Genomic DNA, 19,643 nt, shown 5'->3' with positions numbered 1-19,643 from the left:
TCCTCCATAAAGTGGTCTCGTGGCGATCGACGATCATCTGCGCGAGTGGCTCGGCGCCTGGCCGCCCACGGAGAAACTCCAGGTCACCGGCTCCCTCCGGCGCACCCTTCCCGGCTGGGACGGCCAGATCCACCCGGCGCTCGGCGTACGCACCCCGGACGGCGGCGTGTTGTCGGTGCCCCCGGAGCACGTGACCCGCGTGGCCGCCGCGCGGACGATGGCCGAGGTGCCCAGGATCGTCGCATACGCGGAGCGCGGCTGGTTCGAAGCCGTCTTCCGCTGGACCACGCGCCCGGCCCCGCTGCGGGACGCCGGGCGGTGGCGGCCCGCCACCGCCCCCGGCGTGCCGGCCTGGCTGCACCCCTTCGGCGGGGAGGTCCTGGTGGCCACCGACCCCGGCACGGGCGAGCACCTGGCGGGGGTGGGGATCAAACGGCACGACGCGTACGGGCACGAGCTGGCGGTGGTGACGGCCCCGGCGGCGCGCGGGCGCGGGCTGGCCAAGCGGCTGGTGGCGCAGGCCGCCCGGCGGGTGCTCGACGAAGGGGCCGTGCCGACGTACCTGCACGCCCCGGAGAACGACGCGTCGGCGGCCGTGGCGCGGGCGGCGGGATTCCCCGCCCGAGGCTGGACCGCCTTCGGCGTCGCCGAACGGTGACCAGCCGCGTTCACCTTCCGCCCTTTCTCCCCGGCGTTCGCCCCGGACATGGCTGCCCGGGCCTGCGAGAAGCCCCGCCGGGCGCGACGCCGGACAGGCGCGGGACGGCTTGCCGGGTTCCAGGCGGCCACGAAGGCGCGGGGCGGGTTGCGGGATTCCACGCGGCCGGGCAGGCGCGGGCGGGTGGCGGGTTCAGGCGGCCGGGCGGGCGGGGGCGGTGGCGAGGTGGGCGCGGACGTTGCGGGCGGCCGTGCGGCCGGCGCGGTTGGCGCCGATCGTGCTGGCCGACGGACCGTAGCCGACGAGCTGGAGCGCGGGCTCCTTGACCACCTGGGTCCCGTCCACCATGATGCCACCGCCCAGCTCCCTGAGACGCAGGGGCGCGAGGTGGTCGAGGGCCGAGCGGAAGCCGGTGGCCCAGATGATGGTGTCGGCATCGAGGGTCCGCCCGTCGTTCCACGCGACACCGTGCTCGGTGACGCGGTCGAACATCGGCAGGCGGTCGAGCGCCCCCTTGGCGAGCGCCTCGCGCACGACCGTGGTGTAGGGCAGGCCGGTGACGCCGACGACGCTCTGCGGCGGCAGGCCGGCGCGCACGCGCTCGTCGACCATCGCCACGACCTCCCGCCTGGCGTCCTCGTCGAAGTCGTCCCTGAACAGGGGCGGGCGGCGGGTGAACCACGCCGTCGTGGCGGCGACCCCGGCCGTCTCGGACAGCACGTGCATCGCCGAGGCCCCGCCGCCCACGACGGCCACGTGCCGGCCGGCGAACTCCGCCGGCCCGCGGTAGCTCGCGTAGTGGAGCGCGCGCCCGCGGAATCCGGCGGCTCCCGGATAGTACGGCCAGTGAGGTCGCGTCCATGTGCCGGTCGCGTTGACCACGGCTCTGGCCGCCCATTCCCCCGCGTCGGTCACGACCACCAGCCGGCCGCCCGGCCCGCGCCGCACGGAGGCGACCCTGACCGGCCGGAGCACCTCCAGCTCCTGCTCACGCTCGTAGTCCGCGTAGTAGCCTGGTACCACCTCGGCGGCCGGCCGCCGACCCGTGGTCTCCGGCGGGCGGCGCAGGCCGGGCAGGTCGAAGACGCCGTGCACCTTGTCCATGGTCAGCGTGGGCGAACGGTGCCGCCACGCTCCCCCGGGCCCCTCCGCCGCGTCCAGCACGACCGGCTCGAAACCGAGCCTGCGCAGGAAGTACGCGCTGGACAGTCCCGCCTGCCCGGCGCCGATCACCACGACCTCGCTCTCCTCCACGAACAGAGGCAACCATTCCCACGCCCACGATCTTCCCGATGCTGCGGGCCGGGCGGCGGCCGGCGTTCAGGCGGGTGCGACGGGGGCCGTGGAGCCCCGGACCACGAGGCCGGTGGCGAGCTCGACGTGGTGGGAGTCGATCTTCTCCCCCGCCGCCAGGCGCAGCGCGGTGCGGAGGGCCACGCCGCCCATCTCGCGCAGCGGCTGGCGGACGGTGGTGAGCGGCGGTGAGGCCATCTGGGCGATCTGGGTGTCGTCGAACCCCACGATGCTGAGGTCTTCGGGGATGCGCAGGCCGCGCGCCCGGGCGGCCTCCATGATGCCGAGCGCGGTCTCGTCGCTGGCCGCGAAGATCGCCGTGGGGGCGCGCGGCAGGTCGAGCACGGCCGCGCCGCCCGTCACGCCGTCGTGGTAGCGGAAGTGCCCGGTCTGGACGTAGCCCGGCAGCACGGGCGTGCCTTCGGCCTCCATGGCGGCGCGGTAGCCGTGCAGCCGGGCCTGGTTGCAGGCCGCGGCGGCGGGGCCTCCGACGTAGGCGATGCGCCGGTGGCCGAGCGAGAGCAGGTGCTGGGTGGCGGCCAGGCCACCGGCGAAGTTCGTCGACCCGATGCTGGTCACGCGGGCGCGCGGCAGGTTGAGCGGGTCGATGAGGACGAGCGGCAGCCGGGCCTTGGCCAGCGCGGCGAGTTGCCCGGCGGTCAGCTCGCTGGTGACCGCGATCAGCCCTCGGCGGCCGGCGGCCACCAGGCCGCGGGCCCAGGCGGCGGTGCGGTCGGCACGCCGGATGCTGACCACGACCCCGACGCCGGCCTCCGCCGCGGCGGCCACCGCCCCCTGGATGATCTCGGTCGAGTAGGCGTTGAGGTCGGCGTCGAACTGCAGCTCGACGCTGCCCGCCCCGGCGGCCTCGCCCCTGCGCGGGCTGGGGGCGACGTAGTCGTGCTGCCGCAGCAGCGCCTCCACCAGCGAGCGGGTGGCGGGCGCGACGTCGCTGCGGCCGTTGAGCACTTTCGACACGGTCGCGACCGACACGCCCGCCGAGGCGGCGACGGTCGCGAGCGTGGCCCGCCTAGGACTGGCCGGCATCTCCACCCCCTTGCCCGGCGGCGCCGGGGCCGACGTCAACGGGTGTCACGAGCCGCCGGCCGGGGCCGGGATGGCGCAGCGGACCGGTCAGGCGTACGGTGCCGCGGCACGGCAGGTCGGCGGCCGAGGTGCCGACGAGCACCTCGATCTCGCCCGGCTCGACGATCCTGCGCAGGTCGCGGCCGGTGAAGGCGGTGCGGTCGGCGTGTACGTGGAAGCGCACGCCGGTGCTCTCGCCGGGCTCCAGCCGCACGCGGGCGAACCCGGCCAGCTGCCGCACCGGTCTGGTCACCTGGGCGACGACGTCGTGCAGGTAGAGCTGGACGACCTCCTCACCGGCCCGGCCGCCGGTGTTGCGGACGTTCACCGCCACCGTGAACTCGCCGTCGGTGGGCACCTCGGCGTCGCTGATCACGAGGTCGCCGACCTCGAAGGTGGTGTAGGAGGCGCCGTACCCGAAGGGGAACAGCGGGGTCGGGTCGAGGTTGCTGATGCCCTCGCTGTTGGCCCCCAGCGGCGGCTGCAGGTAGGTGCCCGGCTGCCCGCCGTGCCCGCGCGGGATCTGCACGGGCAGCCGGCCCGCGGGCTGGACGCGTCCGGACAGCACGCCGGCGATCGCCGCCGCGCCCTCCTCGCCGGGCATGAACGCCTGGACGAGCGCGGCGGCTCCGGCGTGCACCTCCCCCAGCGCGTACGGGCGCCCCGAGACGACGACCACGATGACCGGCGTGCCCGTGGCGGCCAGCTCGGCCAGCAGGTCGGCCTGCACGCCGGGAAGCCGCAGGTCGTCGGCGTCGCAGCCCTCGCCCGAGGTGCCCTGGCCGAACAGCCCTGCCAGGTCGCCCACGACGGCGACGCACAGGTCGGAGCCGCGCGCGGCCGCCGCCGCGGCGGCGAAGCCGGAGCGGTCGTCGCCGCGCACGTCGCAGCCGCGTTCGTGGCGGATCTCGGCGCCGGGCAGCTCCTCGCGCAGCGCGTCGAGCACGGTGGGCGCCTCGATGCCGAGCCCGAGGCCGGGATGGCGGGGCAGGACGTGGTTGGGGAAGGCGTAGCAGCCCATGAACGTGCGCGGGTCGTGCGCGGCGGGGCCGACCACGGCGACGCTGCGCGGGCCCTGGCGGCCCTCGCCGAGCAGCGGCAGGACGTCTCCGCCGGCCAGCAGGACGATCGAGCGCTCGGCCAGCTCTCTGGCCAGGGCGCGGTTGCCCGGCGAGTCGAGGTCGACGCCTCCGGCCGCGGCGACCGAGCGCTCCGGTGTCCAGTCGTGGTCGAGCAGCCCGAGCTCGGCCTTCTGGGTGAGCAGGCGGCGGGCGGCCCGGTCGATCAGCGACTCGGGAAGGTCGCCGTTCCTGACCCGCTCGGCCAGGTGCCGGCCGAAGCCGAGGGTGTCGGGCAGCTCGACGTCGATGCCGGCGGTGAGCGCCTGCACGCCCGCCTCGTCGGTGTCGGCGGCGACCTCGTGCATCGTCGCCAGGAACGGGACCGCCCAGTAGTCGGAGACGACGGTGCCGGTGAAGCCCCATTCGTCGCGCAGCAGCTCGGTCAGCAACCAGGGGTCGGCCCCTGCGGGGACGCCGTCGACGTCGGAGTAGGAGTTCATCACCGAGCGGGCGCCGCCGAGCGTGATGGCCGCCTCGAACGGCGGCAGGATCATGTCCATCAGCTCGCGGCGGCCCATCGGCACGGGCCCGTGGTTGCGGGCCGCCCGCGAGGCGGAGTAGCCGGCGAAGTGCTTGAGCGTGGCGATGACGCCGGCGCTCTCGAGCCCGCGGACGTAGGCGGTGCCGAGCATCGCCACGAGGTACGGGTCCTCCCCCATCGTCTCCTCGACCCGCCCCCACCGGTAGTCGCGCACGACGTCGAGCACCGGGGACAGGCCCTGGTGCACGCCCAGGGCGGCCATGTCGCGCCCGATGGCCGCGGCCATCCGCTCGACCAGGCCGGGGTCGAAGGTGGCTCCCCAGGCGATGGCCGCGGGGTAGACGGTCGCGCCGTAGCTGGTGAAGCCGGTCAGGCACTCCTCGTGGACGATCGCGGGGATGCCGAGCCGGGAGCTCCCGACCACGGCCCGCTGCAGCCGGACCACCTCGGCGGCGCCCTCGGCCGTGGTCACGGGGGCGCTGCCGTACACGCGGGTCAGGTGGCCGAGCCCGTGGCGGACGGCCTCCTCCAGCGGGACGGAGCCGGAGGCGGCGAAGACGTCCTGCATGGGCGCGACGTTCAGCGACTCGGCGCCGGGCTCCGGCACGTCGGGCTCCGGCATGTCGTTGCCGATCCACCGGCTGCCCAGCTGGCCGATCTTCTCCTCCAGGGTCAGCTCCGCGAGGAGGGCGTCGACTCGGTCGGCGACGGGAAGCGCCGGGTCCTGCCACGGACGGAGTGCCCGGTCCGCCTCAGGTGTCCGCTCTAGAGCCGTCATCTGCTGCTCTCCTCAAGAAGTGCGTTTGTGTCGGAGACATTTCGAAATATTTCGAGGGTCACCGACGATCTCGTCGCGGATTTCCGAAGGCCAGGTGGACCAGCGATAGCCCGCGCCAAAGTACTGTACACGGGCCTTGGCCGGACCGTAATCTGTTCGCTCCGCGGCGGGTCTTGACACACCTTTGGCCGAAACCTAGATTGGCGAAACCCGCGGTCATGTCGAAAAAGTTTCGGAGAGCTGACTCAAGGAGGAGTGGACCTGTGGTGTCCCGAGGACGCCGATCCACGACCGCCGGCCACCGCATCCGATGACCAACGAGCCGCGGCCAGAGACCGCGACGTTCGAGTACGGAGATCCCCGTGGAGCCAAGGACAACGTCTCGCCGCACTTTCCTCAGCCTCTCCATGGGCCTGCCCCTGGGAGCCGCGCTTGCCGCCTGTGGCAGCTCGGGCCCGACCAGGCCCGGCACGCCAAGTGGTGGTGGCGGTGGCGGCGGCGCTACTTATTGGTACCTGTCGACGCAGCCGCAGGAGGGCGTGCGCACCAGGACCGTCGAACGGTTCAACAAGGCCAACCCCAACGGTCAGATCGCGGGGACGACCTTCCAGAACGACGCGTTCAAGACCAAGATCAAGACGGCCATCGGCGCGGGCCAGGCGCCCACGCTCATCTGGGGCTGGGGCGGCGGCACGCTGCGCAGCTACGTCCAGGCGGGCCAGGTCGACGACCTCACCTCGTGGTTCGACCAGAACACCACGCTGAAGGACCGGCTGTTCCCCTCCTCCTTCGGCGCCGCCACGATCGACGGCAAGATCTACGCGATGCCCTGCGAGACGATGCAGCCGATCGTCCTCTACTACGACAAGCGCGCCTTCGACAAGATCGGCGCGCAGCCGCCCCAGACGTGGGGCGACATCATGGATCTGGTGCCCAAGTTCAACGCCCAGGGCATCGCTCCGTTCGCGCTCGGCGGCCAGTCGCGCTGGACCAACATGATGTGGCTGGAGTTCCTCTTCGACCGCCTGGGCGGCCCTGAGGTGTTCCAGGCCGTGTTCGACGCCGAGAAGGACGCCTGGAACAACCCGGTCGCCATCGACGCCCTGGGCAAGATGCAGGAGCTGATCAAGGCCGACGGGTTCATCAAGGGCTTCTCCTCGATCACCGCCGACTCCAACGCCGACCAGGCGCTGCTCTACACCGGCAAGGCCGCGATGATGCTGCACGGCGGCTGGACGTACGGCAGCATGAAGGGGGACGGCGGCGACTTCGTCTCCGGCGGCAACCTCGGCTACATGAACTTCCCGCCGATCGACGGCGGCAAGGGCGACCCGAGCAACACCGTCGGCAACCCCGGCCAGTACATGTCGATCTCCTCCAAGGCGACGCCCGAGCAGAAGGAGATCGCCAAGAAGTTCTTCGCCACCGAGCTGATGAGCGACCAGGCGGTCAAGGAGTGGGTCGCGACCGGCGCGGTGCCGATCGTCAAGGGCGCCGACAAGGAGTTCGCCGCCTCCGACGACGCCGAGTTCCTCAACTTCGTCTACAACATCGCCGTCAACGCCAAGAGTTTCGCCCAGTCGTGGGACCAGGCGCTCAGCCCCACGGCCGCCGAGGTGCTGCTGGACAACATCGCCAAGTTGTTCCAGCTGTCGATCTCCCCCAAGGAGTTCGCCACCAACATGAACGCGGTCATCGGCAAGTGAGCGCGCTCGCGACCTCCGCCACGGCCCGCAGGCGAAAGGGCCGTGGCGGCTCGCTCGCGTGGATGTCCGTGCCCGCGCTGGTGGTCTTCACCGGGTTCGGGCTGATCCCGCTGCTCGGGGTCCTCGTGCTCAGCTTCACCTCGTGGGACGGGCTTGGCGACATCCACTTCGCGGGCGTCGACAGCTGGACGACCGTGCTCGCCGACCCGGGGCTGCCGCACGCGTTGTGGGTGACGTTCCTCGTGATGGCCCTGTCCTGGGCGGTGCAGACGCCGGCCAGCATCCTGCTGGGCACGTTCCTCGCCAACCACCACCGCTATCGCGCGGTCCTGTCCGTGGTGTACTTCATCCCGCTGCTGCTCAGCTCCGCGGCCATCGCCATCGCCTACAAGGCGCTGCTCGACCCGAACTTCGGGCTCGGCGCCGGGCTGCGGATCCCGCTGCTCGTGCAGGACTGGCTCGGCGATCCGTACCTCGCGTTCGGCGTGGTGATCTTCGTGGTGTCCTGGCAGTTCATCCCGTTCCACTCCCTGATCTACCAGGGCGGCGTCCGCCAGATCCCGCGCTCGATGTACGAGGCCGCCGAACTCGACGGCGCCGGCCGGGTGCGCAAGTTCTTCAGCATCACCCTGCCGCAGCTGAAGTACACGATCATCACGTCCTCGACGCTCATGGTCGTCGGGTCGCTGACCTTCTTCGACCTGATCTTTGTGCTGACCGCGGGCGGGCCGGGAGACGCCACGAGGGTGCTCGCCCTGGACATGTACGTGCGCGGATGGCAGGCCAGCCAGATGGGCCTGGCCAGCGTGATCGCGGTCATCCTCGTGCTCGTGGGGCTCGTGCTGGCGCTGGTCCTGCGCCGGCTCGGCGGCCGCGACGCGAGCCACAGCCAGCTCGAAGGGGCCTGATCATGGCGTCCACGCTCACCACGAAGCCCGAGATCATGGAGGGCGGGCCCGAGCGGCGGCACCGGCGTCGCAGCAAGCCCAGGGGCCGGCCCAACTGGCTGGCGGGCCTGGCCTCCTGGATCTGGCTGGCGGTCGTGGTCGTGCCGATCTACTGGATCGTCATCACCAGCTTCAAGTCGCAGAGCAACTACTACGCCGAGAACCCGCTGGTGCCGCCCGGCGAGCCGACGCTGGCCAACTATGTGATGGTCATCGAGTCGGACTTCCCCCTGTACTTCGTCAACAGCGTCGTCGTCACGCTGGGCGCGGTCATTCCCGCGGTGCTCATCTCCTTCATGGCGTCGTACGCAATCATCCGGGCCGGCAGGCGGAGCCGGTTCCTGCGGCTGACGAACTCGCTCTTCCTCATGGGGCTGGCCATCCCGCTGCAGGCCACGATCATCCCCGTCTACCTGATCATCATCCGGCTGCACCTCTACGACTCGCTGCTGGGGATGATCCTGCCGTCGATCGCGTTCGCGATCCCCCTGTCGGTGCTGGTGTTGTCCAACTTCATCCGCGACGTGCCCAAGGAGCTGTTCGACTCGATGCGCCTGGACGGCGCGACCGAGACGGCGATGCTCTGGCGGCTGGCGTTCCCGCTGACGCGGCCGGCCGTGGTGACGGTGACGATCTACAACGCGCTGACGATCTGGAACGGCTTCCTGCTGCCGCTGGTGCTCACGCAGAGCCCCGACAAGCGCACGCTGCCGCTGGCGCTCTGGTCGTTCCAGGGCCAGTACAGCATCAACGTGCCGGCGGTGCTGGCGTCCGTGGTGCTCACCACGCTGCCCATCCTGATCCTCTACATCGTGGGCCGCCGCCAGCTGCTCAGCGGTCTGACCGTGGGCTTCGGCAAGTGAGGTCACGCCGCAGCACGGCCTCGTGCCGCGTCAGGTGGGCGAGGTCGCACTCGTAGAAGATGTCGTCGCCGCGGGCGACGTGGCCGGCGAAGGCCTCGTCGCCCGCGGCGGCCCGCTCGTGCATGTGGCGGACCAAGTGCTCCAGGCGGGCCCGCGCGGTCGCGACGAGCGCGGCGCGGTCGTCGTCGCCGAGCGCGTACGCGCCGGCGAGCAGGCGCAGCCGCCGCGCCTGCTCCCCGACCGGGCGGGCGTCGGCGTGCCGGGGGTCGGTCAGCGGCACGAACCGGTAGGCGGCGTAGGCCACGTCCCAGACGCGCGGCCCGGGGTGGGCGGTGTCGAAGTCGATGAACGCGACCGGCAGTCCCTCGCGGAACACGCAGTTGTACGTGGCCACGTCGCCGTGGCAGATCACCTCGGCCGGGCTCACCGCGGGGAAGTACCATTCGGCGCCGGGAGGGGCCTCGAACCCCACGGTGGCGTCGTGGTAGCGGCGCAGCAACTCGCCGGCGGCGACCAAGGCCTCGTCGGAGCGCGCCCAGCCGGGCAGCGGGTAGTCGGCGGTCCGGCCCGGCACGAAGTCGAGGATCTCGCGGCCCTGGTCGTCGATGCCGTGGCTCCTGGGCGCCCCGGCGAACCCGCGGGCCGCCAGGTGGCCGAGCAGGGCGTGCACGGCCGGCGTCCACGGGCCGGTCGGCCTGCGTACGGTGGCGCCGACCCTGACCACGTGGTTGACGCCGCCTCCGGCCAGCACCTCTTCGTCGGCCATCACACCCCCTGATCACCGCCGGTCCGGCGGCCAGTGTGGCACGCGGCGCGCGGACGGAGCACGCGAATATCCGGCCTAGGCTGCTCACACACAACTCCCAGGCAGACCGGATACAACAGCCCGCATGGACGCACCGAGCCCCCGCACCGCCGGCAACCCCGTGGTCCTGGTGGTGGACGACGAGCCCAACATCCGCGAGCTGCTCCAGGACGCCCTGGAGCTGAACGGCTTCGCCGTGCGTACGGCCGCCTCGGGCACGCAGGCGCTGGCGCGCGTCGGCGAGGAGCGTCCCGACCTGATCGTGCTGGACGTGATGCTGCCCGATCTCAACGGGTTCGCGGTGGCGCAGCGGCTGCGGCCGGACGGCGGCGGACCGCCGGTGTTGTTCCTGACGGCGCGCGACACGGTGGCCGACCGGATCGCGGGGCTGACGGCGGGCGGCGACGACTACGTCACCAAGCCGTTCAGCCTGGAGGAGGTGGTGCTGCGCATCCGCGCCATCCTGCGCCGTACGAGTCCTCGCGAGCAGGCGCACGACGACGGGCTGCTGCGCTACGCCGACCTGGAGCTGGACGAGGAGACCCACGCCGTACGGCGGGCCGGGCGGCACGTGCACCTGTCGCCGACGGAGTTCGCCCTGCTGCGCTACCTGATGATCAACGCGGAGCGGGTCGTCAGCAAGCCGCAGATCCTCGACCGGGTGTGGGACCACGGTTTCGGCGCCGACAGCCGGATCGTGGAGTCCTACATCAGCTACCTGCGCCGCAAGATCGACGTGACGGGCCCGCCGCTGATCCACACGTTGCGCGGCGTCGGCTACTCGCTGCGCGACCAGAGCCTGCTGGACCGCGACCGATGAGGCCGATCACGCGGGCCTGGCCGCTGCGCCACCGGCTGCTGGCCGCCCTGCTCGGGTTGTCGGCGGCGGCGCTCGCGGTGTTCGCGACGGCCGGGGTGATCCTGCTCGACCGCTCGCTGCTGTCCCGGGTGGACACGCAGCTCACCGCCTTCGCGGCCACGATCGGCAAGGGACGGCCGCCGCCCCCTCTCGTGCGGCCGCCGCGCCAGGGCGAGGTGGAGCTGCCCAGCCAGTTCCGGGTGGACTTCCACCGGCCGTCGGGAGCGCCCGTCCGCGCGGGCCCTCCCCCCGCCGACGGACCTGACGTCCCCGCGGCCACCATCTCCGCCCTCCCGCCGAGCCCTTTCACCGTGGCCGGCAGGTCGGGGGACACCGACTGGCGCGCGCTCGTGGTGGCCCTCCCCGACGGTAACCGCGCGGTGGTGTCGATGTCGCTGGAGGCGGCCAGGAGCACCGTGCGGGAGCTGCTGGTCATCGAGGTGGCGGCGGGCACGCTGGTGCTGGTGCTCCTGGGCGCGGTGGCGCTGGCCGTCGTACGGCTCGGCCTGCGCCCGCTGACCCGGATGGAACGCACCGCCACCGCGATCGCGGGCGGCGAGCTCGACCGGCGGGTCTCCGACAGCGACCCGCGCACGGAGACCGGGCGGCTGGGGCACGCGCTCAACATCATGCTCGGGCGCCTCGGCGAGGCCCTACGCCAGCGCGAACGCTCGGAGCAGCGGCTGCGCCACTTCCTCGCCGACGCCTCGCACGAACTGCGCACGCCGCTGACGTCCATCCGGGGCTTCGCCGAGCTGTACCGGCACGGTGACCGCGAGCCGGATCCCGCCGTGGCGCGCATCCTGAGCCGCATCGAGGGTGAGGCCGAGCGGATGGGCGTGCTGGTGGAGGACCTGCTGCTGCTGGCACGGCTGGACCAGGAGCGGGCGCTCGACCTGACGGAGGTGGACCTGCACGTCGTCGTGGGCGACGTGGTGCACGGTGCGCGGGCCCGCGCACCAGGACGGCCGATCGAGCTGGTCCTGGACGAGCGGCCGGTACGGGTGACGGGCGACGAGCACCGCCTGCACCAGGTGGTCGCCAACCTGGTCGGCAACGCCGTGGCCCACACCCCCAAGGGCACGGCGGTCCGGGTGACCGTCAGCGAGACCGGAGGCGGGGCCACGGACGCGGACGCGGCCCCGTGGGCCCGGAGCGGGATCACGGGCACGGACACGGCCTCATGGGCCCGGAGCGGGACCACGGGCGCGGGCGCGTGGGCGGGGGCCCGGGTGACCGGGCCGGCGGCGGTCATCGAGGTGCGCGACGCCGGGCCGGGCATCGCGGAGGAACACCTGCCGCACGTCTTCGACCGCTTCTACCGGGCCGACGCCGCCCGGTCCCGCGACAGCGGCGGCACCGGCCTGGGGCTGGCCATCGCCGCGGCACTGGTCGAGGCGCACGGCGGCCGCATCGAGGCGCGCAGCGGCGGCGGCACCACCTTCCGCGTCGTCCTGCCAGTCGAAGGGCCGGTCGAAGGGCCCGTCGAGCCGCCGGTCCAGGGGCCGGAGGGCGTCTGACGCCGGCCACGGCACGCGTGTTCATCGCCCGGTGCGACAGGGTTCACACACTATTCCCAGGTTGTTGCTGTCCCCTATGGGCTGACACGAAGGGAGAGACATGCTGCGAAGATTCCGCAGGCGCCCCGTCCCCGCACGCCGGCCCGAGGTCTCGGCGGCCGTTGCCTCCGGCGAGGCGGGACACGCGTTGCGCGCCCCCAGCCGGCTGCACGCGTTCAACAGGTACGAGATCAAGTATCTGGTCGACGCCGCCGTCGCGCGAGAGCTGCGCGACGAGATGGACACCGTGCTCGACCGCGACCGCCACAGCGGCGACGGCGGCTACGGCGTCTGGAGCGTCTACTACGACACCCACCGGCTGCGCTTCTACTGGGAGAAGATCGAGGGCCTCAGGTTCCGCAGGAAGCTGCGCATCCGCCATTACGGCGACCGCTTCGCGGTGACCGGCGAGACCCCGGTCCACGTCGAGATCAAGCAGCGGGTCAACCGGGTCACGCAGAAGCGCCGGGTACGCCTGCCGTACCGGGACGCCCTGCGCCTGTGCGACGGGCGCGAGCAGGTGGGCCACGAGCCGTCCGAGCGGGGCTTCCTGGAGGAGGTGCTCGACCTGGTCTGCCGGCTCGACCTGCGCGCCACCGCGATGACCGGCTACCAGCGGCACGCCTACGTCGGGCGGGGCGCGGACGTGGGCCTGCGGGTCACCTTCGACCAGCGCGTACGCGGCCGCGACCGGGACTTCCACCTGGGCGCGGACGCCGCGAACCGGTTCATCGTCCCGCCCGGGAAAGCGATCATGGAGGTCAAGGCGAACGAGCGCGTCCCCTACTGGCTCACCGACCTGACCGCCGAGCGGAACCTGCAGGTGGTGCGGCTCTCGAAGTACTGCCAGAGCGTGGAGGCGCACGGCCTCGCGCCACGCTCGATCTTCCACATCCCCGGCCACGACCTGGACTTCGGACTCTCGTCGGCCCTGACCGCCCGCGTGGAGGCATGACCCATGGACTTCTCCTTCCAGGACCTGTCCGGCACGTTCAGCGTGGCCGACATCGCGATCGCGATGTCACTGTCGTTCGTGCTCAGCGCCATGATCGGCTGGGTGTACCGGGCGACGCACCGCAACGTCTCCTACAGCCAGTCCTACGTCCAGACGCTCGTCGTCCTCGGCATGCTGATCTCGCTGATCATGCTGGTCGTCGGCTCGAACATCGCCCGCGCCTTCGCCCTGGTGGGCGCCCTGTCGGTGGTGCGGTTCCGCAACGCCATCAAGGAGACCAGGGACGTCGGGTTCATCTTCCTGGTGATGGGCGTCGGCATGGCCGTCGGCACCCGCTTCTACCTGCTGGCCGTGGTGGCCGCCGTGGCGATCTCGCTGATCATCATGATCATGAGCAGGTTCAACTGGTTCCAGCTGAACGTGCGCCGCCAGGTCGTCAAGGTGCAGGTGCCGTCGGACGAGGACTACACGCACGCCGCCCAGGACGTCCTCGTCCGGCACACCGACGAGTTCGAGCTGGTCAGCATGGAGTCGATCAGGGCCGGCGCGCTGACCGAGCTGATGTACACCGTCCGGATCAAGAAGGGCAGCGAGCCCGCCGACCTCATCTCCGGGCTGCGGGAGCGCAACCACGGCCAGTCCGTCACGGTGCTGACCGGCTACGACCAGAGTGACCTGTAGCCGTGGCCCGGCTCAGACACCGTATTCCCGTCAGGCTCCGGCACCACTGGAAGCTCGTGGCGGCGTGCGTGGCGTTCCTGGCCGCCTGCTACGGAGTCTTCGGCAGCGGCACCATCCGCCCGTACGTCACCAGCGTGCGGACCGCCTCGGCCGACGTCGTCGTCCGAGACCTCACCGGGTCCAAGGAGCTGTTCGACGCCGCCACGCCGCACGAGGTCGCGCTCACGTTCCGGGACGAGGGCTACCAGGACATGCTGGCGGAGTACTTCAAGGACGGCGACAAGAAGTACGTCGAGGCCGACCTGACCATCGACGGGACCACGATCCCGAGCGTGGGCATCCGGCTCAAGGGCAACTCGACCCTGCAAGGGCTGACGTGGAAGGGGCAGACCCGGCCGCGCACCACGTCCGGCCGCGGGAACCAGCCGGAGGGATTCCGCCCGCCCGGCGGCGAGCCTCCCGAGGGCTTCCAGCCGCCGGAGAACGGACGGCAGGAGGGCGCCCGCCGGCGTGGCGGGCCCGGCGGGGAGTTGAAGGCCGAGGAGCCGGAGAACCTGCCCTGGCTGATCAGCTTCGACGAGTTCGTCGAGGGCCGCCGTTACCAGGGCCACTCCCAGGTCGCGGTGCGCCCGTCCTTGGGGTCGTCGGCCCTGCTGCACGAGGCCGTGGCCATCGCCCTGGTCGGCGCGGCGGGCGAGCCCTCCCAGCGGTCGGCCTACACGTCCTTCTCCGTGAACGGCCGCGCGTCCGCTCCGCGCCTCCTGGTCGAGTACCTGGACGAGGGGTACGCCGAGCGGCTCGGCGACGGCGTGCTCTACAAGTCGCTCGCCTCCGGCAGCTTCACCTACCAGGGCGAGGACCAGACCGCGTACGCCGACGACTTCAAGCAGGTCAACCTGGTGGGCCAGCGCGACGTGCAACCGGTCATCGACCTGGTCAGGTGGGTGGAGCAGGCCTCGGACGAGGAGTTCGCGTCGGGGCTGGCCGAGCGGCTGGACGTGGTGTCGTTCGCCCGCTACGCGGCCCTGCAGAACATCCTGCTGAACCACGACGACATGGCGGGCCCCGGCCACAACTACTACCTCTGGTACGACGTGGGCACGAAGAAGTTCAGGGTGATCAGCTGGGACATGAACCTCGCGCTGAGAGGGGACGCCACAGCCGGCCGCGACGACGCCATCGGCAGAAGGAGCCCCGGCGACCGCGCCGCCCGGCCCGGGCAGGGCGAGCAGCCAGAACAGCAGGCCCGCCCGCCCGCCGGCCGGCAGCAGGACGCGCAGCGTCCCGGCGGGGCGCGCGGCGGCGGTCACGCGCTGAAGGAGAGGTTCCTCAAGGACGCCGGTTTCAAGAAGCTCTACGACCGGGAGCACGCGGCCCTCACCCGCGACCTGCTGGCCGGCGGCACCGCCACGACCCTGCTGGACCAGGCACTCAAGGCGTACGGCCTGAACGCGGGCGCCGACCGGGCCAAGGCGGCCGAGGAGGCGGCCGACCTGCGCGCCACGCTGGAGACCCGCGCCACGTCGCTCGCGGGCTGATCACCGGCGGGAGCGGAAGGCCACGGCCGTCGTCGAGGTGATCGCGGTCACCAGCACGACGGTGAGCAGCACGCCGCCCAGGGGGTTGTCGCGGCGGCCCGGCGGCGGGAGGGGACGCCGAGCGCCGGCCCACCCCGACACGGACGGTGTCGGGGTGGGCGAAGGGGCCGGGGTGAGCGTGGGGACGCGCACCGGCCCCGCCTGGGGCACGGGCCGGGGAGCCACGCGCACCCGCCCGCGCGGACACTCCCCCACCCGCACCCCGCCCGTGCACAACCCGTCGCGGTAGACCGTCACCCGTGGCAGCGCCACCTGGGGTGCGGCCCGCCGCTGGCGGGGCGGCACGGAGATCGACACTCTCGGGACGGGCCGGCGCCGGGCCGACACCTTGGGCACGGTCACGCGGCCCGGCCTGGCGGTGACGCCCTTCGGGGGCACGGGGGCGCGTACGGTCACCCGCGGCGCCGGGCCCGGCCACGGCGCCCGGTCGGCCGCCGCACCGCTCACGTCGGCGCCCGTGACGCCCGCCACGAGCAGGGCGGCGGCGAGCAGCAGCGGAACGCGCCTGAAGGCCACGGTCACAACCCCCCGGCGATCCGCGTGAACTCCTGCAGCGCCCCCGCGAACGCGTCGGGCCCGACGGCCAGCGGCCCGGCGAAGACGTGCGCGATGTCCCACGTGAGATAGGTGCCGAAGCCGAGCAGCCCCGCGGTCGCCAGCAGCGGCAGGATGGCCAGGCCGCGCGGCCGGGCCCCGGCCAGGAACGGGAAGACGACGACGAGCGCCCCGGTGAGGACGGTCAGGATCAGCAGCCCGCCGGGGGGTGTCGCGGCGGCGTCGGCGGTGCGCTGGGCGCGCGCGGCGGCGATGCCCCTGATGTGGTCGAGCACCGCGGCCTTGGCGTCGGACTCCTCGTCGCCCGCCACCTCGACGGCGTGGACGGCGCCGCGCAGCTGGTCCACCCTGGCGCCGCCGACCGGGTCCATCGCGCCCTCGGCCATGAGCGGCCACTCGTCTCTGACCACGAACGTGACGTAGTCGTGCAGAGCCCTGCGCACGTCCTGGGGGGCCGTGCCCGGCAGCTCGCCGGCGGCCCAGTAGGCGTCGACCGCGGCCCGGCTCTCGGCGTGGGTGTTGAGCCTGGCGGCGTCGGCCGTGGTCCACGGCACGATGATGGCGATGGCGAACACCAGCAGGAACATGGCCGACAACATCGCCCCCGCGTGGGCGGCGGAGGGGCCGCTGGGATCGCGGTCCTCACCCGCCGCCCTGACCCGCCTGAACACCAGCGCGGTGAGCGCCACGGCGCCCACCGCCGCCAGGATGGAGAGTGTGTACGCCACCATGAGGATCTCCCGAGCCCTGTCGACTACACAGTGCGACATTACTATCACATAGGGCGACGATGGTGGCAGGCGCTGATCGGTAAAGTCCCGGGCGGGTTCCGCGTTCGTGAGGGTTCAGCCGAAGTGCTCGCCGTACGGGCCGCCGTGCCGGTGCCGGCTGGACGGATTGCCGATCATTGAGGGGCCTTCCTCGCCATATGTCCAACGAGAGGCTGATATTTCGGGACTTGCAGGGAGCATGGGGGCGTGAATCTCAACGGCCGCAAATTCGTGATGGTGAGCTCGACGGCGAGCGAGGTCGACCTGGACAGCCCGACGGAGTTCCAGTACTGGGAGGCGGACGGGGTGGTGTGGGGCCACTACTCCGGCGACACCGTGACCCACGGGCGCTTCGTCGGCACGCGGGACGGCGACCTGGTGTCGATCAGTTACGCACACGCGCTGAAGGCCGGGGGCAAGGCGGGCGGGCACAGCAGCAGCCGCGTCGAGGCCGGGGACGACGGGCGGCTTCGCCTGGTGGAGGAGTTCTCGTTCGAGGGGGACGACACCGTGCACGTCAGCGTGTGCGCCGAGGTGTCCTGACCGGCCCTCGTCACGCGGGCAGCCGTGGTGTCCTGATCAGCCCTCGTCATGTGGGCAGTCGGCCGCTCAGCCCTCCTTGTGGAGGGTGGCGCGGCCCTCGGCGGCGCCGACGAAGCGCATCTTGCCGAGCGGCACCTCGCTCTGCGTCTCCTGGGCGGGCCGCCGCGCCGGCCTGGCCCGGTCACTGGGCAGCACGTACGGCCGCCTGAGCACCTCGTCGAGGATGAACACGGTCTCGGTCGCCTTCACCGCGGGGATGTTCGCCAGCCGGTCGGTCACCATGGTGTGCACCTCGGCCACGTCGGACACGCGTACCTGGATCATCGCGTCGTGCTGGCCGGTGGTGATCGCGCAGTATTCCACCTGCGGCATCCTCGCCAACTCGGCCCTGAACTGCTTCCACATCTGCTGGCGCACGGTCACGAAGATCAGCGCGGTGATGCCGAGCCCGGCCCGCACGTGGTCGATCTCGGCCGTGAACCGCTTGATCGCGCCGTCGGCGCGCAGCGCCTCGAAGCGGGTGTAGGCGTTGGCCCGGGAGATGCCCACCCGCTCGGCCAGCGCCGCGACCGAGATCCTGCCGTTCTCGCGCAGGACCTCGAGGATCTTCAGGTGGACGTCGTCCAGTTCGAGACCGATGCCGATCCGTCCAGACTGACCGCCGTCGCCACCACCATTTCTAGAAATTTCACTCATCATTACCTCACCGACCTTTATATACGTCTCGCTGGGCGTACGGCGCCTGGACGTTCTGCCGGACAATCCTCCGCATCCCCTGCTGAACGTCCCATCATGGAGGACCTACATGGCGACCCGCTCGCAGACGGCGGCTGTGCTGCTCGCCGGTGCACTCGCCCTCGCCGCCTGCGGAAGCGGCGGCACGTCCCAGACCCCCGCCTCCGGCGGCGGCGGCAAGACCCTCGTCATCGACACGTCCTTCGACCTCAAGACGGCCGACCCGGGCCGCACGTACGAGCCGACCGGGCTCATCGTCGGCAAGGCGGTCTACGAGACCCTCCTCACGTTCGACGGCGCCGACGTGACCAAGCCGGTGCCCGCCCTCGCCGAGTCGTACGAGCTGGCCGAGGACGGCAGGAAGCTGACGCTGGAGCTCAGGCAGGGCGCCACCTTCGCCGACGGCTCGCCGGTGACGGCCGACGACGTGGTCTTCTCGCTGACGCGGGTGCGTGACATGAAGGGTACGCCGTCGTTCCTGCTCGACGGCGTCGAGGTGGCCAAGACCGGCGACTCCACGATCACGCTGACGTCGAAGGCGCCCAACCCGGCGCTGCCGTACATCCTGCCGAACCCGGCGCTCGGCATCATCAACAGCAAGGTCGCCAAGCAGCACGGCGCGACCGCCGACGCCCAGGACAAGGCCGAGCAGTACCTGAACGCCAACTCGGCCGGCTCGGGCCCGTACCGGATCGAGTCGTTCAACGTCAGCAGCCAGGTCGTGCTCACCTCGAACCCGAAGTACTACGGCGCCAAGCCCGCCTACGACAAGGTCGTCATCCGCAACGTCGAGGCCGCCACCCAGAAGCTGAACGTGCAGCGCGGCGACAGCCAGATCGCGCTGAACCTGTCGGGCGACCAGGTCACCGGCATGCCCTCGACCCTGCAGGTGAAGAAGACCGCCTCGGCCAACGTCATCTTCCTGCTGGCCAACCAGGACTCCGCGATCAGCAGGACCACCACGAACCCCAAGTTCGTCGAGGCGGTGCGCAAGGGCGTCGACTACGCGGGGCTGCTGGAGCTGGCCGGCGAGGGATCGACGCAGGCGCCGGGGGTCATCCCGTCGCAGCTGCTCGGCGCGCTGCCCGCCGACCAGGGCGCCGAGCGGGACGTCGCCGGCGCCAAGGCGGCACTGGCCGCCGGCGGGCTGTCGAACCCGACCGTGAAGCTGGAGTACCCGACCGAGCTGACCGTGAACGGCCTGTCCTTCCAGCCGCTGGCCGAACGCATCCAGGCCAACCTCAAGGAGGTCGGCATCACGGTGGACCTCCAGCCCGCGCCGGTCAGCACGGCGCTGGACAACTACCGCAACGGCAAGGAGGAGATGGGCCTGTGGTACTGGGGTCCTGACTACCCCGACCCCAGCGACTACCTGGCGTTCCTGCCGGGCAAGACGGTGGGGCTGCGGGCCGGCTGGAAGCCTGGGGCGGCTAAGGAGATCGAGGAGGCCGGGGAGAAGGCGGCCGCGGCGATCGGCGACGGCGCCCGCAAGGAGGCCTTCACCGACGTGCAGACCAAGCTCAACGCGTCCGGGCCGTTCGTCCCGCTGATCCAGCCGAGCCAGAACATCGTGACGGCCGGGTCGGTGACGGGCCTGGACTACCACCCCGTGTGGACGGTCGACGTCGCCGACCTCGGCGTGAAGTAAGG

18 protein-coding genes are annotated in these 19,643 nt (G+C 72.0%); 11 read left to right on the top strand and 7 right to left on the bottom strand.

Going from position 1 to position 19,643, the window contains the following annotated elements:
* The first annotated feature begins 19 nt into the window (after positions 1-19).
* Positions 20-658, top strand: coding sequence for a GNAT family N-acetyltransferase (locus tag ABGA98_RS17185; RefSeq protein ID WP_347619303.1), 639 nt, complete (start codon positions 20-22; stop codon positions 656-658).
* Between the two features lie 192 nt (positions 659-850).
* Here ABGA98_RS17185 and ABGA98_RS17180 read toward each other — a convergent pair whose 3' ends face one another.
* The 3 genes from ABGA98_RS17180 to ABGA98_RS17170 form a co-directional block, all read right to left on the bottom strand.
* Positions 851-1,912 (bottom strand): FAD-dependent oxidoreductase, encoded by a 1,062-nt coding sequence (locus ABGA98_RS17180; protein WP_347619302.1) that lies wholly within the window; start codon positions 1,910-1,912, stop codon positions 851-853.
* A 66-nt stretch (positions 1,913-1,978) separates the two neighbouring features.
* Positions 1,979-2,998 (bottom strand): substrate-binding domain-containing protein, encoded by a 1,020-nt coding sequence (locus ABGA98_RS17175; protein ID WP_347619301.1) that lies wholly within the window; start codon positions 2,996-2,998, stop codon positions 1,979-1,981.
* Complete coding sequence (locus ABGA98_RS17170) at positions 2,982-5,417, bottom strand: glycoside hydrolase family 3 N-terminal domain-containing protein (protein WP_347619300.1); 2,436 nt, start codon at positions 5,415-5,417, stop codon at positions 2,982-2,984. Before ABGA98_RS17170 ends, ABGA98_RS17175 begins: the two co-directional genes overlap by 17 nt.
* 539 nt (positions 5,418-5,956) lie before the next feature.
* Between ABGA98_RS17170 and ABGA98_RS17165 the strand changes: the two genes are divergently transcribed.
* The 3 genes from ABGA98_RS17165 (at position 5,957) to ABGA98_RS17155 (ending at position 8,933) form a co-directional block, all read left to right on the top strand.
* Positions 5,957-7,123: an extracellular solute-binding protein gene (locus tag ABGA98_RS17165; protein ID WP_347619299.1), complete on the top strand. Its 1,167-nt coding sequence runs from the start codon at positions 5,957-5,959 to the stop codon at positions 7,121-7,123.
* Positions 7,124-7,185: 62 nt separating this feature from the next.
* Positions 7,186-8,031 carry a sugar ABC transporter permease gene (locus ABGA98_RS17160; RefSeq protein ID WP_347619464.1) on the top strand — a complete coding sequence of 282 codons (846 nt, stop codon included), beginning with the start codon at positions 7,186-7,188 and terminating at the stop codon, positions 8,029-8,031.
* A gap of 2 nt (positions 8,032-8,033) precedes the next feature.
* Positions 8,034-8,933, top strand: coding sequence for a carbohydrate ABC transporter permease (locus ABGA98_RS17155; protein ID WP_347619298.1), 900 nt, complete (start codon positions 8,034-8,036; stop codon positions 8,931-8,933).
* Here ABGA98_RS17155 and ABGA98_RS17150 read toward each other — a convergent pair.
* Entirely contained in the window at positions 8,902-9,699 is a 798-nt protein-coding gene (locus tag ABGA98_RS17150; RefSeq protein WP_347619297.1) for a phosphotransferase, read from the bottom strand. The two genes, ABGA98_RS17155 and ABGA98_RS17150, sit on opposite strands and share 32 nt — an antisense overlap.
* 124 nt (positions 9,700-9,823) lie before the next feature.
* Between ABGA98_RS17150 and ABGA98_RS17145 the strand changes: the two genes are divergently transcribed.
* The 5 genes from ABGA98_RS17145 to ABGA98_RS17125 all read left to right on the top strand — a co-directional run bounded on the left by ABGA98_RS17145 (position 9,824) and on the right by ABGA98_RS17125 (position 15,330).
* On the top strand, positions 9,824-10,558 hold the full coding sequence (locus tag ABGA98_RS17145; protein ID WP_347619296.1) for a response regulator transcription factor: 735 nt from the start codon (positions 9,824-9,826) through the stop codon (positions 10,556-10,558).
* Positions 10,555-12,117 carry a HAMP domain-containing sensor histidine kinase gene (locus ABGA98_RS17140; protein WP_347619295.1) on the top strand — a complete coding sequence of 521 codons (1,563 nt, stop codon included), beginning with the start codon at positions 10,555-10,557 and terminating at the stop codon, positions 12,115-12,117. The genes ABGA98_RS17145 and ABGA98_RS17140 overlap by 4 nt, the downstream gene beginning before the upstream one ends.
* 100 nt (positions 12,118-12,217) lie before the next feature.
* Positions 12,218-13,111, top strand: coding sequence for a polyphosphate polymerase domain-containing protein (locus tag ABGA98_RS17135; RefSeq protein ID WP_347619294.1), 894 nt, complete (start codon positions 12,218-12,220; stop codon positions 13,109-13,111).
* Between the two features lie 3 nt (positions 13,112-13,114).
* Entirely contained in the window at positions 13,115-13,792 is a 678-nt protein-coding gene (locus ABGA98_RS17130) for a DUF4956 domain-containing protein (protein WP_347619293.1), read from the top strand.
* A 2-nt stretch (positions 13,793-13,794) separates the two neighbouring features.
* Positions 13,795-15,330: a CotH kinase family protein gene (locus ABGA98_RS17125; RefSeq protein ID WP_347619292.1), complete on the top strand. Its 1,536-nt coding sequence runs from the start codon at positions 13,795-13,797 to the stop codon at positions 15,328-15,330.
* On the opposite strand, the gene ABGA98_RS17120 is transcribed toward ABGA98_RS17125, so the two are convergent.
* On the bottom strand, positions 15,331-15,906 hold the full coding sequence (locus ABGA98_RS17120) for a hypothetical protein (protein WP_347619291.1): 576 nt from the start codon (positions 15,904-15,906) through the stop codon (positions 15,331-15,333). It abuts the gene before it with no gap.
* 2 nt (positions 15,907-15,908) lie between these two features.
* A complete protein-coding gene (locus ABGA98_RS17115) occupies positions 15,909-16,676 on the bottom strand; it encodes a hypothetical protein (RefSeq protein WP_347619290.1) in 768 nt (255 codons plus the stop codon).
* Positions 16,677-16,922: 246 nt separating this feature from the next.
* Here ABGA98_RS17115 and ABGA98_RS17110 point away from each other — a divergent pair, with 246 nt between their 5' ends.
* Positions 16,923-17,258, top strand: coding sequence for a hypothetical protein (locus ABGA98_RS17110; RefSeq protein ID WP_347619289.1), 336 nt, complete (start codon positions 16,923-16,925; stop codon positions 17,256-17,258).
* A gap of 66 nt (positions 17,259-17,324) precedes the next feature.
* Here ABGA98_RS17110 and ABGA98_RS17105 read toward each other — a convergent pair whose 3' ends face one another.
* Complete coding sequence (locus tag ABGA98_RS17105) at positions 17,325-17,954, bottom strand: Lrp/AsnC family transcriptional regulator (protein WP_347619288.1); 630 nt, start codon at positions 17,952-17,954, stop codon at positions 17,325-17,327.
* Between the two features lie 109 nt (positions 17,955-18,063).
* Between ABGA98_RS17105 and ABGA98_RS17100 the strand changes: the two genes are divergently transcribed.
* Positions 18,064-19,641 carry an ABC transporter substrate-binding protein gene (locus ABGA98_RS17100; protein ID WP_347619287.1) on the top strand — a complete coding sequence of 526 codons (1,578 nt, stop codon included), beginning with the start codon at positions 18,064-18,066 and terminating at the stop codon, positions 19,639-19,641.
* Positions 19,642-19,643 lie beyond the last annotated feature (2 nt).

It is taken from the genome of Nonomuraea sp. B1E8 (assembly GCF_039871515.1).
Taxonomy (GTDB): Bacteria; Actinomycetota; Actinomycetes; order Streptosporangiales; family Streptosporangiaceae; genus Nonomuraea.
Note: the sequence above shows the minus strand (reverse complement) of the source record. Positions and strands in the feature narration are given on the sequence as shown.

Bases quoted from the DNA above. Each gene is read 5' to 3' on its own strand.
- ABGA98_RS17175 (WP_347619301.1), bottom strand. From the start codon at position 2,998: ATGCCGGCCAGTCCTAGGCGGGCCACGCTCGCGACCGTCGCCGCCTCG.
- ABGA98_RS17170 (WP_347619300.1), bottom strand. From the start codon at position 5,417: ATGACGGCTCTAGAGCGGACACCTGAGGCGGACCGGGCACTCCGTCCG.
- ABGA98_RS17160 (WP_347619464.1), top strand. From the start codon at position 7,186: ATGTCCGTGCCCGCGCTGGTGGTCTTCACCGGGTTCGGGCTGATCCCG.
- ABGA98_RS17155 (WP_347619298.1), top strand. From the start codon at position 8,034: ATGGCGTCCACGCTCACCACGAAGCCCGAGATCATGGAGGGCGGGCCC.
- ABGA98_RS17150 (WP_347619297.1), bottom strand. From the start codon at position 9,699: ATGGCCGACGAAGAGGTGCTGGCCGGAGGCGGCGTCAACCACGTGGTC.
- ABGA98_RS17145 (WP_347619296.1), top strand. From the start codon at position 9,824: ATGGACGCACCGAGCCCCCGCACCGCCGGCAACCCCGTGGTCCTGGTG.
- ABGA98_RS17140 (WP_347619295.1), top strand. From the start codon at position 10,555: ATGAGGCCGATCACGCGGGCCTGGCCGCTGCGCCACCGGCTGCTGGCC.
- ABGA98_RS17135 (WP_347619294.1), top strand. From the start codon at position 12,218: ATGCTGCGAAGATTCCGCAGGCGCCCCGTCCCCGCACGCCGGCCCGAG.
- ABGA98_RS17130 (WP_347619293.1), top strand. From the start codon at position 13,115: ATGGACTTCTCCTTCCAGGACCTGTCCGGCACGTTCAGCGTGGCCGAC.
- ABGA98_RS17115 (WP_347619290.1), bottom strand. From the start codon at position 16,676: ATGGTGGCGTACACACTCTCCATCCTGGCGGCGGTGGGCGCCGTGGCG.
- ABGA98_RS17105 (WP_347619288.1), bottom strand. From the start codon at position 17,954: ATGAGTGAAATTTCTAGAAATGGTGGTGGCGACGGCGGTCAGTCTGGA.
- ABGA98_RS17100 (WP_347619287.1), top strand. From the start codon at position 18,064: ATGGCGACCCGCTCGCAGACGGCGGCTGTGCTGCTCGCCGGTGCACTC.